A 15,044-nucleotide genomic window follows, 5' to 3' on the forward strand; every position below is an offset into this window, starting at 1 on the left:
GACTCCCTCCCATGCGTGAGGGCAACCCACTGACGGCAACGTTTGGATACCGTACCCATATGGGTGCAAGCTCTTGCACTCCTGCTCCTGATCCTGCTCTCGGCCTTCTTTTCCATGACCGAGACGGCGCTGATGGCCGCCAATCGCCATCGCCTGCGGCACCTGGCCAAACAAGGCAACCGTGCCGCCATCACCATCCTGTGGCTGCTGGACCGCACTGAACGGCTGCTCTCGCTGATCCTCATCGCCAATACCGTCATCAATGCACTGGCCACGGCCCTGGTGACGGCGCTGGCCATTGCTGCCTTCGGCAACCACCAGCGCGTCATCACGGCGGCCACCGCCTTCGTGGCGGCGCTCTTGATCGTCTTCGCCGAGATCGTGCCCAAGGTGATCGGCGCCACCCATCCGGAACGCATTGCGCTGTTTACCAGCTTCGTGCTCAAGCCGCTGATGCGGGTGGCCAAGCCGCTGGTGTGGTTCGTCAACATCTTCGTATCGGCCATCCTCAAGGTGCTGCGCATCAAGACCGGTTCCCGCGCGGCCGAGCAGCGCATCTCGCCGGAAGAGCTGCGCTCCATCGTGCTGGAGGGCGGCAGCTTCATTCCGCAGAAACACAAGAGCATCCTGCTGAACCTGTTCGACCTGGAAAAAATCTCGGTGGAAGACGTCATGACCCCGCGCGCCCAGGTCGAGGCCCTGAACCTGGCCGCGCCGGTGGAAGACATCCTGCACCAGCTGGCCACCTGCTATCACAACAAGTTGCCGGTGTTCGAGGGCGAGATCAACCATATCGCCGGCATCCTGCATGTGCGCAAGACGGTCGCGCTGTTCCGCCAGGAAGACGACATCACCCACGACGACATCCGCGCCCTGCTCTCGACCCCCTACTACGTGCCGGTGGAGACCGATGTCTTCACCCAGCTGCAATATTTCCAGGAAAACCACGAGCGCCTGGGCATCGTGGTCGATGAATACGGCGAAGTGCAGGGGCTGGTGACGCTGGAAGACATCATCGAGGAAATGATCGGCGAATTCACCACCTCCTCGCCCGGTTCCTCGGGGGAAGGCTTTGGCTGGGACAAGGACGGCAGCTGCCTGCTCGAAGGCAGCACCACCCTGCGCGACATCAACAAGCGCCTGGGCCTGCAGCTGCCGCTGGATGGCCCCAAGACCATCAACGGCCTGCTGCTGGAAACCCTGCAGGACATCCCCGAAGCCAGCGTGGCCGTCAAGATCGATGGCTGCGTGATCGAGATCGTGCAGGTACAGAACCAGGCCATCCGCATGGTCAAGCTCATTGCCATGCCGGCTGACGGGAAGACACCGGACTGATTCGCCCCTCGCCGGACCGTATCGAAGTCCTCCGAATTTGTCCCACGCAAATCGCCGCTCCGCTTTCCGGGCAGCGGCAACGCGTGGGAGACTTCCCCTCCCTGTGCGTTGCCCTGCGGCAGCGCCCCTGCGCGCGAGGTCTCCCATGCAATCCGCTCCCGACACGGCCGTGGCCGACGACGATGTCCCCGTGGTGCGCCTGCTGCACAAGCTGCTGGCCGATGCGGTCGGCATGGGCGCCTCCGACCTGCATTTCGAACCCTTCGAACATCTCTTCCGCGTACGCCTGCGCCTGGACGGCGTACTGCACGAACTGGCGCAGCCGCCGCTGACGCTGCGCGACAAGCTGGCCACCCGGCTCAAGATCCTGGCGCGGCTGGATATCGCCGAAAAGCGCCTGCCCCAGGATGGCAAGATGCGCCTGGCGCTGGACCAGCGCACGGTGGACTTCCGCGTCTCGACGCTGCCCACGCAGTTCGGCGAGAAGATCGTGCTGCGCATCCTCGATACCACCCAGGCCACCCTGTCCATTGCCCAGCTCGGCTATGAACCGGCCCAGCAGGAAGCCCTGCTGCAGGCCATCGCCAAGCCGCACGGCCTGGTGCTGATGACCGGTCCGACCGGCTCGGGCAAGACCGTCTCGCTATACGCCTGCCTGCAACGGCTGAACCAGCCGGGCATCAACATCGCCACTGCCGAGGACCCGGTGGAGATCAACCTGCCCGGCATCAACCAGGTCAGCATCAACGAGCGGGCCGGTCTGGACTTCGCCCCGGCGTTGCGCGCCTTCCTGCGCCAGGACCCGGATGTACTGATGGTGGGCGAGATACGCGATCTGGAGACCGCCGACATCGCGGTCAAGGCGTCGCAGACCGGGCATCTGGTGCTCTCCACCCTGCACACCAACGACGCTCCCGCCACGCTCACGCGCCTGCTCAACATGGGGGTGCCGGCCTACAACATCGCGGCTTCCGTCAGCCTGATCGTGGCCCAGCGGCTGGTGCGCAAGCTGTGCCGCTGCCGCCGTCCGGCCGGCGGCACGCCCGCCACCTTCCTGCCGCAGGGCTGCCCGGCCTGCAATCAGACCGGGTTTCGCGGACGCACCGGGATCTACCAGGTCATGCCGGTCAGCGCGGCCATGCAGTCGCTGATCCTGGCCCAGGCCGGCACGCTGGAGCTGGGACGGCAGGCGCAGGCCGAAGGCGTCATCGACCTGCGCCGGGCCGGGCTGCTGAAGGTCTTGCGGGGCGAAACCAGCATGGGAGAAATCCTTGCCTGCACCTGATCGCCTGCCTTCCGGCCTCCCCTTCCGCTGGGAAGGACTGGACCGCCACGGCCGCCCGCAGCGCGGCGTCCTTACCGCCGCCGATGAAGCCCAGGCACGCGCCCGGCTGCGTCAACAGGGCCTGCGCGTGGCACGGCTGCGGCGCGATGACGGCGCGCGCACCGCCGACCTCACGCAGGACGGCAGTAGCACCCCGATCATGCGCGGACGCATCACCGCCAAACAGGTCGCCCTCTTCACACGCCAGCTCGCCACCATGCTGCAAGCCGGACTGCCGCTGCTGCAATCGCTGGACATCGCCATCCGGGGCGCGACCAGGACTGCGCTGGCCGCGCTGCTGGCCGACGTGCGGCAAGCCGTGGCGCGCGGCGACAGCCTGCATGCCGCATTGGCGCGCCATCCACGCCAGTTCGATGCGCTCTTCTGCAACCTGGTGCGCGCCGCCGAGGAAGCCGGGATGCTGGATAGCATGCTGGAGCGCATCGCCCTCTATCGTGAGAAATCGCTGGCCTTGCGCGGCAAGGTGCGCGCGGCACTGGCCTATCCCTGCGCGGTGGTGCTGGTCGCGGTCGCGGTGACGGTGGTCATCATGCTGTGGGTCGTACCGGCCTTCGAGCAGATGTTCCAGCAGTTCGGTGCCGAACTGCCACTGCCCACGCGCATCGTGATGGGCATGGCGCATCTGCTGGGTCGCCATGGCCTCCTGTTGCTGCTGGGCTTGCTGATCTCGGGCGTAACGGCAACGCTGGCGTGGCGGCGTTATCCCGCGCTGCGACGGGCCGCGCAACGCCTGAGCCTGTCGCTGCCGCTGTTCGGAAAACTGCTGCGACAGGCCGCCCTGGCGCGCTGGAGCCGCACCTTCGGCACCCTCTTCGGGGCCGGTATCGCCCTGGTGGAGGCGCTGGAGACGGTGGCCGGAGCCGCGGGCAACGTGGTCTATGCCGAGGCCTCGCTGGTCGTGCGCGATGCCGTGCGCAACGGCGCCTCGCTGCATGGGGCCATGCAGGCCACGGGCGTCTTCCCGGACCTGGCGGTGCAGATGACGGCCGTGGGCGAAGAGGCCGGTGCACTCGATGCCATGCTGGCGAAGATCGCCGAGCTCAACGAACGCGAGGTCGACGAGGCCGTCACGGCCCTCACCAGCCTGATGGAACCCGTTATCATGGCGGTGCTGGGCGTGGTCATCGGCGGCCTGGTGGTGGCGATGTACCTGCCGGTGTTCCGCATGGGTGCGGTGGTATGAAACGACAGGCCGCCTTCCCGCTTCCTTCTCGATCGACACGGACTTGAACGCGACGATGTTTTTCCCCGATGCCCTCGCCCTCCCCCGCCATGCGGCCACAGCGGCCGTGGCGGCGCTGCTGGGCCTGCTGGTGGGCAGTTTCCTGAACGTGGTGATCCATCGCCTGCCGCGCATGATGCTGCGCGAGACTGCCAACTTCGTCGCCCAGGAACGTGGCGAGACCATGCCGCATACCGATCGCTACAACCTCTGGCTGCCCGCCTCCGCCTGTCCCCATTGCACCAGACCACTGGCGCTGCATCACAAGATTCCGCTCCTGAGCTGGCTGCTGCTGCGCGGACGCTGCGGCTTCTGCGCGGCCCCCATCGGCGCGGCCTATCCCCTGGTGGAACTGCTGAGCGCGCTGCTGTTCGCCCTGCTGGGCTGGCGCTTCGGCCTGGGCCTGCACGGGGTGGCGCTGATGGTATGCGCCGCCTTTCTCATTGCGCTGGCCGTCATCGATGCGCACACCATGCTGCTGCCCGACGACCTCACCCTGCCACTGATGTGGCTGGGGCTGCTGGTCAATCTGGTGCATCCCCTGGTGCCGTTGCAGGATGCGGTGCTGGGCGCAATGGCCGGCTATGTCCTGCTGTGGCTGATCTTCTGGATCTTCAAGCTGGCCACCGGCAAGGAGGGCCTGGGCTATGGCGACTTCAAGCTGATGGCGGCGCTGGGCGCCTGGCTGGGCTGGCAAGCCCTGCCGCTGGTCCTGCTGCTGGCCTCGGCGCTGGGTGCGCTGCTGGGCCTGCTCCTGATGGGCCTGGGCCGCCACCAGCGCGGCCAGGCGATTCCCTTCGGCCCCTGCCTGGCCCTCGCCGGCATGCTGACCTTGCTGATGGGCCATGGCTGGCTCACCCGGCTTCTCTACGATTTCTGATCCCATGACCTCACTGACTGAACGCTTCACCATCGGCCTGACCGGCGGCATCGGCAGCGGCAAGACCACGGTGGCCAATCTGTTCGGCGCGCTGGGCGCTGCGCTGGTGGATACCGATGCCATCGCCCATGCCCTGACCGCACCGCAGGGCCTGGCCATTGCGCCCATTCGCGCGCATTTCGGCGACCAGTTCATCGATGCCCACGGCGCCATGGACCGCACCCGCATGCGCCAGCACGTGTTCGGCAATCCGAGCGCGCGTCATGCGCTGGAAGCCATCCTGCATCCGCTGATCCGCAGCGAGACCGTGCGCGAGGCCGAGCTCGCCACCGGCCCCTACGTCATCTTCGTGGTGCCGCTGCTGGTGGAGTCCGGCACCTGGGTCGGTCGCGCCAGCCGTATCCTGGTGGTGGATTGCCCGGAAGAGGTCCAGATCGAGCGCGTCATGCAGCGCAATGGCCTGCAGCGTGAAGAAGTGGAAGCCATCATGGCCGCCCAGGCCAGCCGCCAGGCCCGCCTGGCCGTGGCGCAGGATATCATCGACAACGGTGGCAGCAATGCCGCGCTGCCGGACCAGGTCCGTGCGCTGCATGCGCGTTACCTGGCGCTGGCGGGGGCGTCCTGAAGCACGGGCAGGCATCCCCTGATGAGGCGGCAATGCACACGGGCAGCCGGGCAAAGGCGAACCGGCAAAGCAGCTTCATTTGATGCCGACTGCATTTGTAATTTTCTTCTGCATGGGTCAGAATCACAGACATTGCACATGTTGACGAGGTTATTGCACCCACGCGGCCTGTCAGCGGCCTAACAAGTCCGGTTCAACCAATAAAGGGATCATGCTTTGATCGTCTACGAATACCCTTTCAACGAGCGTATTCGCACGCTGTTGCGACTGGAAGACCTCTACGAGAAATTCGTCTTCTTCCTGCACCAGGAAAGCCCGCATCAGCATCACATCGCCCTTGCCACCATTTTCGAAATGCTGGAGGTCGCCGGACGCGCCGACCTCAAGTCCGACCTGCTGCAAGAGCTGGAACGGCAGAAGCAGATCCTGCTGGCCTACCAGTCCAACCCCAATGTCGAGCCCGAGATGCTCAGCGCCATCCTGGCCGAAGTCGACCAGGCCAGCAGCGCCCTCGCAGCCGCCCAGGGCAAGACCGGGCAGAACATCCGCGACAATGAATGGTTGATGAGCATCCGCGGACGCACCATCATCCCGGGCGGGGCCTGCGAATTCGACCTGCCGGCCTATTACGCCTGGCAACAGCATCCCTTCGACCGCCGTTTCCAGGACATCTCCAACTGGTTCGCCCCGCTGATCCCGCTGTTCGATGCCATCGGCATCGTCATGCGGCTGCTGCGCGAATCGGGACATGCCGTCAAGATCAACGCCGAAGGCGGCAGTTACCAGCAGATGCTGCAGGGAAAGGTCTACCAGATGCTGCGCCTGTCGCTCGACATCGAACTCGGCGCAATTCCCGAGATCTCGGCCAACAAATACATGCTGTGGGTGCGCTTCACCCAGCAGGATGGCGACGAAAAGCCGCGTGCCTTCGATGGCGAAGTGCCCTTCGAGCTGGCGCTATGCGGCTTTTGACCTGTAATCTGAATGAAATGAAGTGAAGTAAAACGTATGGCAACGATCGTAGACTGCCCGACCTGTGGCACCAAAGTGGAATGGAACGAGAAGAACAAGTACCGCCCCTTCTGTTCCGAACGCTGCAAGCAGATCGACCTGGGTGCCTGGGCGGAAGAAAAGTACACCATCCCCGCAGTGAACCTGCCCCTGGAAGACGAAGGCGACAAGCCCGTGCAGTGATCACGGGCTTTTTCCTTCATATCGCCTCAAACCCGCCTATTTTCAGCCTTTGTCGCCGTACCTGAGCTGATCCAGCCATTGGATCAGCGGGATGGTGGCCGGCAGCAGTGGCGCCACATCCACACCGCCCTGCCAGGCAAAGGCCTGGCCTTCCAGGCTCTGCGGCTGGCCGCGCCACTGGCGGCTGATGTAGAAATGCAGACGCACATGGGCATGCGGATAGACATGCTCGACGCCGCACCAGGGTTCGCCATCGAGCACCTCGATACCCAGTTCTTCCTTGAACTCGCGCTGCAAGGCCGCGAAGATGCTTTCCCCCTGCTCCACCTTGCCGCCGGGGAATTCCCAGTAGCCTGCATAGGGCTTGCCTTCCGGACGCTGGCCCAGCAGCACGTCGCCGTTGGGCTGCATCAGGATGCCCACGGCCACGTCGATGGGCCTGGATGGCGTCGCCGCCATCAGCCTTGCGCCTTGCCGGCGTAGTCGCGCGCAAACTGCCAGGCCACGCGGCCCGAGCGCGAGCTGCGTTGCAGGGCCCAGCGCAGGGCATCGGCGCGGGCGTCGGCGATCTGGGCGTCGTTGCAACCGAAGTGGCGCAGCCAGTGCGCCACGATGTCCAGGAAATCATCCTGCTTGAAGGGGTAGAAGGTCACCCACAGGCCAAAGCGCTCGGAGAGCGAAATCTTTTCTTCCACCGTCTCGCCGGGATGCAGGTCGCCGTCCTCGGTGTGGGTATAGGTGCTGTTGTCGGAGAGGCGCTCCGGCATCAGGTGGCGACGGTTGGAGGTGGCGTAGATCAGCACGTTGTCCGACTGTGCGGCGATGCTGCCGTCCAGCGCCACCTTCAGGGCCTTGTAACCACCCTCGCCTTCCTCGAAGGAAAGATCGTCGCAAAAGACGATGAAGCGCTCCGGGCGCGAGGCCACCAGCTCGACGATGTCCTGCAGGTCGTGCAGGTCATCCTTGTCCACCTCGATCAAGCGCAGGCCACGGTCGGCGTACTGGTTCAGGCAAGCCTTGATGAGCGAGGACTTGCCGGTACCGCGCGCACCGGTCAGCAGTACGTTGTTGGCCGGGCGGCCTTCGACGAACTGGCGGGTGTTCTGGTCAATCTGTTCCTTTTGCGGACCGATATTGTGCAGGTCCGACAGGCCGATCCTGGAGATGTGGCCCACCGCCTGCAGGTAACCGGCACGCTGCGCGGTGGCGCCGCGCCAGCGGAAGGCGACGGCGGCGTTCCAGTCGGGTTCACGGGCGGCGGCGTTGGGCAGGATGGCTTCGACGCGCGCCAGCAAGGCTTCGGCACGCTGCAGGAATTGATCTAGCTGGGTCATGGCGATGCTCAGGAACGATAGTCGGCGTTGATCGACACGTAGTCATGCGACAGGTCGCAGGTCCAGATGGAGGCCTTGGCGGTGCCACGCGCCAGCTTCACGCGCACCACGATCTCGGCCTTCTTCATGACGCGCTGGCCGTCTTCTTCGCGGTAATCCGGGTTGCGGCCACCATCCTTGGCGACCCACACGTCGTCCAGCCACAGGTTGATCTTCGACACATCCAGATCATCGATACCGGCATAGCCGATGGCGGCCAGGATGCGGCCCAGGTTCGGGTCGGAGGCGAAGAAGGCAGTCTTGACCAGCGGCGAATGGCCGATGGAATAGGCGATCTGGCGGCATTCATCGATGCTCTTGCCGTCTTCCACGGCCACTTCGATGAACTTGGTCGCGCCTTCACCATCGCGCACGATCTGGTGCGCCAGATGCTGCGACAGGTCGGTGACGGCTGCGGCCAGTTGCTTGTATTCCTCGCTGTCGGCGCTGGTGATCTCCAGTTCGCCGGCCCCAGTGGCCATCAGGATGAAGGAATCGTTGGTCGAGGTATCGCCATCGATGGTGATGCAGTTGAAGGAATGGTCAGCGGCGTCCTTGACCAGCTGGTTCAGCAGCGCCTGCGGCAGCTTGGCGTCGAAGGCCAGGAAACCCAGCATGGTGGCCATGTTGGGCTTGATCATGCCAGCGCCCTTGCTGATGCCGGTCATCACCACCTGCTTGCCGCCGATGGTGAGCGTACGCGAAGCGGCCTTGGGCTGGGTGTCGGTGGTCATGATGGACTCGGCCGCGTTGAACCAGTTGTCGGCCTTGAGGTTGGCTATGGCTTGCGGCAGGCCGGCGATGATGCGGTCGGCCGGCAGCGGCTCCAGGATCACGCCAGTGGAGAACGGCAGGATCTGCTGCGGCTCCACACCCATCTCCCGGGCCAGCGCGGCGCAGACCGACTTGGCGCGCTGCAGGCCTTCTTCACCGGTGCCGGCGTTGGCGTTGCCGGTGTTGATCACCAGGGCGCGGATGGGCTTGCTGGCGCTCAGCTGCGCCAGGTTGGCCTGGCAGATCTGCACCGGGGCGGCGCAGAAGCGGTTCTTGGTGAAGACGCCCGCCACGGTAGCCGTCTCGGCCAGCTTCATGACCAGCACGTCCTTGCGATTGGCCTTGCGCACGCCCGCTTCGGCATGGCCGAGTTCGATGCCGGCAACGGCTTTCAGGTCGGAAGGAACGGGAATCGGGGAATTGACGGCCATGGCGAGCTTTCAGCGTAAAAATCGGAACGCGTATTTTAAACACTTTCCGTCACCGGCTGATGACGCAGGAACTCGCTTTCGATGATCTCGGCACTCATCCTGGCCCATTCTGCATATTGGCCATGGCCAGGGTGGAAGCGGTCGATGGCCATCTCATGCGGCAGCGCCCATTGCAGCGAGCAGTAGCGCAGCGCGGCGTCGGCGCCGATCCAGTCGCGCAGCGCCCGGTCCAGCTTGCGCGCATAGCGGCCCAGGTACCAGCGCAGCGGCTGCGGCGCCACCGGCAACAGGTGCATGGGCGGCAAGCCCGAAAAGACGATGTGCTCCACCCCGGCCTGCGCCATCAGACGCTCGCACAGCAGGCGCAGGTTGGCCACGTAGCGCTGCGGACTCATCTGCGAGGTGACATCGTTCACTCCCAGCGCCACCACCAGCACGGTGGCCGGGCCGATCTCGTGGCGTCCCAGCAGATCCAGCGCTTCCAGCGAATTGACACCGCTCTGCGCCACCAACTGCCAGGCCACCGGATGGCCGGTGCGCACGGCCAGCTGGCGTGCCAGCGGCTGGGCCAGGGCTTGCTCCTGATGCTCGACGCCGACGCCCGCTGCGGAAGAGTCGCCCACCACCAGCACGCGCAAAGGTTCAGCCACCAGCGTCCCGCGCAGGGGGGCGAACTCCACGCCGCTGCGCGGACCGGCCGCTTCCGGCAGCCGCAGCGCGGTCTTGCGCAGGCGTCTGGCCTGCGCCAGCAACAGCGGACCCAAGAGCAGCTTGGCCAGTATCAGCATGGCAGCCTGCGCATCAGGGCAGCAGATTCTTGACCACCACCAGCCAGGGACGCGCCGCAATCGGCTGGGCGCGGCCCTGCTCATCCACCGGGATCAGGGATTCGGACACCGAATTGAAGACATTGCCGCCGATCACCCCGGCCCAGCCATCATCGGCATGCACCTCCACCACCATATCGCAGTGGCCCGCCAGACCGGGACGGATCTCGTCAATGGAGGTGATGTTGTTGTTGCCGCGCGGGGCGCAGAGCAGGTCACCAGGAGCAATTGGCTCGCTCTCGGGGGGGCGCAACACGAATTGCGGCGAGGGGCGCGACTGGCGGTCCTTGAGGAAGCTCAGGTAATTGAAATGGGTTTCGCTGGGCGCAAAATCCTGCGGCGGCACATTGGTGCTCACCATCAGCCAGGAAATGAAGGCGGCCGACCAGGCTTGCTGGCAGTCCGCTCCGGTCAGGTTCTTGCCGACCGCGTGCCAGTATTCGGCCACCCGCTGCACGGCCTCGCCCTCGTCTTCCAGCAAGCCCAGGCGCGGGGCGCTGAAGGGCTCATGGCGCATGTCGATCTGCTGGTTGCCGAAGAAATCCCACTCGGCCTTGGCCGCTTCCACCAGTGCCGCACGCGTGGGCGCAGCCGTGCTGATGGCCACGGCGGGCACGCCGGTATTGGTCACCGGGATGGAGGGAGTGATGGGCGCGTAGCCCGGATTATCGCTGTCGCGCCATTGCGGTAGCGGCGAGGAAGCGCAGCCGGCCAGCAGGACGGCGATGGCGGTGGCAGTGAAGCCGGAACGGGACGCACGAAACATCTTGGCGAGGGACATCTTCTTGTTCTCCTGGGCGGCAGGCGTTGGCTGCCGGAGCGCTCATCATAAGGGGAGCCGGGACAATTTTGCAGAAGCCTTCACCTGCAGGATGTAAAAAAGGCCGCCCACCCGCTTGGGTGGACAGCCTCTTCACATCGGGCCAGTTTGCGGCCGAACCGGGGATACTCTGGTTCAGGCCAGCTTGCCGTGGCACTGCTTGTACTTCTTGCCGCTGCCGCAGGGGCAGGGATCGTTGCGGCCGACCTTGGGGTATTCCGAACCATCGTCCTCGGACCCGGCCTGCGCGGTCGGTGCCAGCAGTTCTTCCGGTGCGGCTTCGGGGTCGAAGTCGGCGTGCTGGTAGTTGACGTTGATGGGCGAGCCACCGGACATGCTTTCCTCGGCCGCTTCGATTTCTTCGCGGCTCTGGATGCGCACGGTCATGACCACCTTGATCACTTCGTTCTTGATCAGGTCCAGCATCTGGGCGAACAGCTCAAACGCTTCGCGCTTGTATTCCTGCTTCGGGTTCTTCTGCGCATAGCCGCGCAGGTGGATGCCCTGGCGCAGGTGATCCAGCGCGGCCAGGTGTTCGCGCCAGTGGTTGTCGATGCTCTGCAGCATGACGCTGCGCTCGAAGCCGGCGAAGGCCTCCACGCCAACCACGGCCACCTTGGATTCGTAGGCATCCTTGGCGGCGGTGAGCAGGCGTTCCAGCAGCTCGTCGTCGGCCATGTCGGGCTCGTCCTTGAGCAGGGCTTCCAGATCGACCTCGAGCTGCCATTCGTTGTTGAGCACGGCTTGCAGGCCGGGGATATCCCACTGCTCTTCCATCGACTCGGCCGGCACGTACTGGCGGAACAGGTCGGTGAAGACACCTTCGCGCAGGGAGGCGATCATCTCGGCCATCTCGACCGACTCCAGCAACTCGTTGCGCTGCTGGTAAATGACCTTGCGCTGGTCGTTGGCGACGTCGTCGTATTCCAGCAATTGCTTGCGGATGTCGAAGTTGCGGGCTTCCACCTTGCGCTGGGCCGACTCGATGGAGCGGCTCACGATGCCGGCTTCGATCGGTTCACCTTCGGGCATCTTGAGGCGGTCCATGATGGCGCGCACGCGGTCGCCGGCGAAGATACGCAGCAGCGCATCGTCCAGCGACAGGTAGAAGCGCGAGGAACCCGGATCGCCCTGGCGGCCCGAACGGCCACGCAGCTGGTTGTCCACGCGGCGCGATTCGTGACGCTCGGTGCCGATGATGTGCAGGCCGCCGGCATTGACCACGTGGTCGTGCAGGGACTGCCATTCATCGCGCAGCTGCTGCGACTTGGCGGCCTTGTCGGCGTCCGACAGGGACTCGTCGGCTTCGATCAGCTGGATCTGCTTGCCCACGTTGCCGCCCAGCACGATGTCGGTACCGCGACCGGCCATGTTGGTGGCAATGGTGATCATCTTGGGACGGCCGGCCTGCGCCACGATCTCCGCTTCACGCGCGTGCTGCTTGGCGTTCAGGACATTGTGCGGCAGCTTGGACTTGGTCAGGATGCCCGAGAGCAGTTCCGAATTCTCGATCGAGGTGGTGCCCACCAGCACGGGCTGGCCGCGCTCGTAGCAGTCCTGGATATCCTTGACCATGGCCATGTACTTCTCTTGCGCGGTCTTGTAGACCTGGTCCTGGCGGTCCTTGCGGGCATTGGGACGGTTGGGCGGGATCACCACGGTTTCCAGGTGATAGATTTCCTGGAATTCGTAGGCTTCGGTATCAGCCGTACCGGTCATGCCGGACAGCTTGGCATACATGCGGAAGTAGTTCTGGAAGGTGATCGAGGCCAGGGTCTGGTTCTCGTTCTGGATCTTCACGCCTTCCTTGGCTTCGACGGCCTGGTGCAGGCCGTCGGACCAGCGACGGCCCGTCATCAGGCGGCCGGTGAATTCGTCGACGATCACCACTTCACCGTTCTGCACCACGTAGTGCTGGTCGCGGTGATACAGGGTGTGTGCACGCAGGGCGGCATACAGATGGTGGATCAGGGTGATGTTGGCGGCATCATAAAGCGAGGCGCCTTCGGGCAGCAGGCCCATCTGGGTGAGGATTTCCTCGGCCTTGTCGTGACCGGCTTCGGTCAGCAGCACCTGGTGGCTCTTCTCGTCCTTGGTGTAGTCGCCGGGGACTTCGATCTTGCCCTTGCCGTCCGGGGTTTCCTCACCGATCTGCAGGGTCAGCAGCGGCGGTACGGCGTTGATCTTGTGATACAGCTCGGTGTGGTTCTCGGCCTGGCCGGAGATGATCAGCGGGGTACGCGCTTCGTCGATCAGGATCGAGTCCACTTCGTCGACGATGGCGAAGTTCAGGGCGCGCTGCACGCGGTCGTCGGCGTCGAAGACCATGTTGTCGCGCAGGTAGTCGAAACCGAACTCGTTGTTGGTACCGTAGGTGATGTCGGCGGCGTAGGCTTCCTGCTTGACGTCGTGTTCCATCTGCGACAGGTTCACGCCGGTGGTCAGGCCCAGCCAGCTGTAGAGGCGGCCCATGTCTTCGGCATCGCGCTGGGCCAGGTAGTCGTTGACGGTCACCACGTGGACACCCTTGCCGGCCAGGGCATTGAGGTAGGCCGGCAGGGTTGCCATCAGGGTCTTGCCTTCACCGGTGCGCATTTCGGCGATCTTGCCGAAGTGCAGCGCCATGCCGCCGATGAGCTGAACGTCGAAGTGGCGCATCTTGAGTACGCGACGGGAGGCTTCCCGGCAGACCGCGAAGGCTTCCGGCAGGATCGCGTCCAGCGTCTCGCCGCCGGCGATGCGTTGCTTGAATTCGGGCGTCTTGGCTTGCAGTTCGGCGTCGCTCAGCTTCTCGACCGACGGCTCCAGCGCATTAATCTGGCGGACGATTTTTTGATATTGTTTGAGCAGTCGCTGGTTACGGCTGCCGAAAATCTTGGTCAGGAATGACATGCTTGGATTCTATAAAAGCGCCGATGAACGATCCGGCAGAATGACGTTGGGCTCCCGGCTCGCGGGATTCCAGCCGATAACGCCCGAAAATAAACCATGGATTCTAGCACGCAGGCCGAAGGCATTGGCTCGCCGGGGCGGCCACGCGCAGCATTCGCTTTAGATCGGGCGTGTTTGCAAGGTTTCAATGGGGGGACGCAATTTGGCAGAAATCGCCATATTGCGCTTGCCCGGCATGCAGCAATTTGCCGGGAATGCGGCCTGCAGACGGCTCGCCTGGCCGGAAACACCCGTCCGGCCTAGCGCCCCGCCACGAAGACCGGCAACTGCTTGGGCTGGTTGCCGCCGGTGGCGCCCAAGGCCAGGAACTTGCGCGGATCCTGGGCCACGCCCCGGATACGTACCTCGAAATGCAGGTGCGCCCCGGTCGAACGCCCGGTCGAACCCACATCGGCCACGCGCTGACCGCGCTTGACGATGTCGCCCACCTTCACGTACAGCCGCGAGGCGTGGGCGTAGCGGGTGATGATGTTGTTGCCGTGGTCGATTTCCAGCATGTTGCCAAACTGGTAATGATATTCGGAGGCGATCACCACCCCGGCGGCGGCGGCCACGATGGGGGTGCCCACCGGGGCCGGGAAGTCCAGGCCCTCGTGGAAGGCGTTGTGGCCGGTGAAGGGATCCAGACGCCAGCCGAAACTCGACGAGTTGTAGGCCACGTTGACCGGTTGATTGGTCGGCAACAGGCGCGACTTGATCTTGTCGCCCATCAGGGTGGATTCGACGGCGTTGAGGTAGTCGGTGCGGTGACCGGCGTCCACGGCCAGGGTGTCGAGCATGCGGCGCAGCTCGTCCATGCCGACGTCGCGGCCGGGTCCGGCCAGGCTGGAGACTTCGGCGCCGCCGCGACCGGGTGACTCCTTGAAGTTGAATTCCTCGGGGCGGATGCCGGCCAGGCCCTGCACCCGCTCGCCCAGGGCATCCAGACGCATCATCTGGGCCTGCATCTCGCCGACCTTCACGGCCATCATGGCGAGGTTTTCCTTGAGGAATTTCTCGTTGCGGCCATCTTCTTCCTGGCTCATCGAGACGGCCAGCTTGTGCAGCATGGGCGCGGCATCCGGATCGGTGGCCTTGTTGATCAGGAAGTAGGTGATCCCCAGCGAGGAAGCGGCGATCAGCACCACCAGCAGCAACATCATCAGCAGCAGGTGCCGGGTCCCGAGGGTGACGGACCGGGCTTTGGTAAAGCGAGGGTGCAGCAGGATAATTTGCATCTTTGCTCCTTGGTCTCCGGCCGGTCAGACACCGGATGTGATAAGGTTT

The 15,044-nt window shown here is 64.6% G+C and carries 14 protein-coding genes; 7 read left to right on the forward strand and 7 right to left on the reverse strand.

The window, feature by feature from the left end; genetic code table 11:
• Window positions 1–42: 42 nt before the first annotated feature.
• The 7 genes from HWE01_RS07230 (at window position 43) to yacG (ending at window position 6,601) form a co-directional block, all read left to right on the forward strand.
• Window positions 43–1,335 carry an HlyC/CorC family transporter gene (locus tag HWE01_RS07230; RefSeq protein ID WP_034351614.1) on the forward strand — a complete coding sequence of 431 codons (1,293 nt, stop codon included), beginning with the start codon at window positions 43–45 and terminating at the stop codon, window positions 1,333–1,335.
• 145 nt (window positions 1,336–1,480) lie between these two features.
• A complete protein-coding gene (locus HWE01_RS07235) occupies window positions 1,481–2,620 on the forward strand; it encodes a GspE/PulE family protein (RefSeq protein ID WP_241821429.1) in 1,140 nt (379 codons plus the stop codon).
• Window positions 2,607–3,863, forward strand: a complete 1,257-nt coding sequence (locus HWE01_RS07240; protein ID WP_008334585.1) for a type II secretion system F family protein — start codon at window positions 2,607–2,609, stop codon at window positions 3,861–3,863. The genes HWE01_RS07235 and HWE01_RS07240 overlap by 14 nt, the downstream gene beginning before the upstream one ends.
• 55 nt (window positions 3,864–3,918) lie before the next feature.
• The gene (locus HWE01_RS07245; protein ID WP_241821430.1) at window positions 3,919–4,782 is read left to right on the forward strand and encodes a prepilin peptidase; all 864 of its coding nucleotides are present in this window, start codon (window positions 3,919–3,921) and stop codon (window positions 4,780–4,782) included.
• 4 nt (window positions 4,783–4,786) lie between these two features.
• Complete coding sequence (gene coaE / locus HWE01_RS07250) at window positions 4,787–5,407, forward strand: dephospho-CoA kinase (protein WP_241821431.1); 621 nt, start codon at window positions 4,787–4,789, stop codon at window positions 5,405–5,407.
• A gap of 216 nt (window positions 5,408–5,623) precedes the next feature.
• Entirely contained in the window at window positions 5,624–6,379 is a 756-nt protein-coding gene (zapD, locus tag HWE01_RS07255) for a cell division protein ZapD (RefSeq protein ID WP_008334573.1), read from the forward strand.
• Window positions 6,380–6,415: 36 nt separating this feature from the next.
• Window positions 6,416–6,601, forward strand: coding sequence for a DNA gyrase inhibitor YacG (yacG, locus tag HWE01_RS07260; RefSeq protein ID WP_034351612.1), 186 nt, complete (start codon window positions 6,416–6,418; stop codon window positions 6,599–6,601).
• A gap of 42 nt (window positions 6,602–6,643) precedes the next feature.
• On the opposite strand, the gene HWE01_RS07265 is transcribed toward yacG, so the two are convergent.
• From HWE01_RS07265 to HWE01_RS07295, 7 genes are all read right to left on the reverse strand, one after another.
• Window positions 6,644–7,060: an NUDIX domain-containing protein gene (locus HWE01_RS07265; protein WP_175342916.1), complete on the reverse strand. Its 417-nt coding sequence runs from the start codon at window positions 7,058–7,060 to the stop codon at window positions 6,644–6,646.
• Window positions 7,060–7,935, reverse strand: a complete 876-nt coding sequence (locus tag HWE01_RS07270) for an ATP-binding protein (protein WP_008334570.1) — start codon at window positions 7,933–7,935, stop codon at window positions 7,060–7,062. The genes HWE01_RS07265 and HWE01_RS07270 overlap by 1 nt, the downstream gene beginning before the upstream one ends.
• A gap of 8 nt (window positions 7,936–7,943) precedes the next feature.
• Window positions 7,944–9,179 (reverse strand): bifunctional glutamate N-acetyltransferase/amino-acid acetyltransferase ArgJ, encoded by a 1,236-nt coding sequence (gene argJ, locus HWE01_RS07275; protein ID WP_241821432.1) that lies wholly within the window; start codon window positions 9,177–9,179, stop codon window positions 7,944–7,946.
• 35 nt (window positions 9,180–9,214) lie between these two features.
• A complete protein-coding gene (locus HWE01_RS07280; RefSeq protein WP_175342918.1) occupies window positions 9,215–9,967 on the reverse strand; it encodes an SGNH/GDSL hydrolase family protein in 753 nt (250 codons plus the stop codon).
• Window positions 9,968–9,980: 13 nt separating this feature from the next.
• On the reverse strand, window positions 9,981–10,787 hold the full coding sequence (locus HWE01_RS07285; protein WP_008334567.1) for a DUF2272 domain-containing protein: 807 nt from the start codon (window positions 10,785–10,787) through the stop codon (window positions 9,981–9,983).
• Between the two features lie 174 nt (window positions 10,788–10,961).
• Window positions 10,962–13,718 (reverse strand): preprotein translocase subunit SecA, encoded by a 2,757-nt coding sequence (gene secA, locus HWE01_RS07290; protein WP_241821433.1) that lies wholly within the window; start codon window positions 13,716–13,718, stop codon window positions 10,962–10,964.
• Between the two features lie 299 nt (window positions 13,719–14,017).
• A complete protein-coding gene (locus HWE01_RS07295) occupies window positions 14,018–14,995 on the reverse strand; it encodes a M23 family metallopeptidase (RefSeq protein ID WP_008334553.1) in 978 nt (325 codons plus the stop codon).
• Between the last annotated feature and the right edge of the window lie 49 nt (window positions 14,996–15,044).

It is taken from the genome of Herbaspirillum sp. C7C8 (assembly GCF_022627875.1).
In the GTDB taxonomy this organism is placed as follows: Bacteria; Pseudomonadota; Gammaproteobacteria; order Burkholderiales; family Burkholderiaceae_D; genus Herbaspirillum.

Bases quoted from the DNA above. Each gene is read 5' to 3' on its own strand.
- yacG (WP_034351612.1), top strand. From the start codon at position 6,416: ATGGCAACGATCGTAGACTGCCCGACCTGTGGCACCAAAGTGGAATGG.
- HWE01_RS07235 (WP_241821429.1), top strand. From the start codon at position 1,481: ATGCAATCCGCTCCCGACACGGCCGTGGCCGACGACGATGTCCCCGTG.
- argJ (WP_241821432.1), bottom strand. From the start codon at position 9,179: ATGGCCGTCAATTCCCCGATTCCCGTTCCTTCCGACCTGAAAGCCGTT.
- secA (WP_241821433.1), bottom strand. From the start codon at position 13,718: ATGTCATTCCTGACCAAGATTTTCGGCAGCCGTAACCAGCGACTGCTC.
- HWE01_RS07265 (WP_175342916.1), bottom strand. From the start codon at position 7,060: ATGGCGGCGACGCCATCCAGGCCCATCGACGTGGCCGTGGGCATCCTG.
- coaE (WP_241821431.1), top strand. From the start codon at position 4,787: ATGACCTCACTGACTGAACGCTTCACCATCGGCCTGACCGGCGGCATC.
- HWE01_RS07295 (WP_008334553.1), bottom strand. From the start codon at position 14,995: ATGCAAATTATCCTGCTGCACCCTCGCTTTACCAAAGCCCGGTCCGTC.
- HWE01_RS07285 (WP_008334567.1), bottom strand. From the start codon at position 10,787: ATGTCCCTCGCCAAGATGTTTCGTGCGTCCCGTTCCGGCTTCACTGCC.
- HWE01_RS07245 (WP_241821430.1), top strand. From the start codon at position 3,919: ATGTTTTTCCCCGATGCCCTCGCCCTCCCCCGCCATGCGGCCACAGCG.
- HWE01_RS07280 (WP_175342918.1), bottom strand. From the start codon at position 9,967: ATGCTGATACTGGCCAAGCTGCTCTTGGGTCCGCTGTTGCTGGCGCAG.
- HWE01_RS07270 (WP_008334570.1), bottom strand. From the start codon at position 7,935: ATGACCCAGCTAGATCAATTCCTGCAGCGTGCCGAAGCCTTGCTGGCG.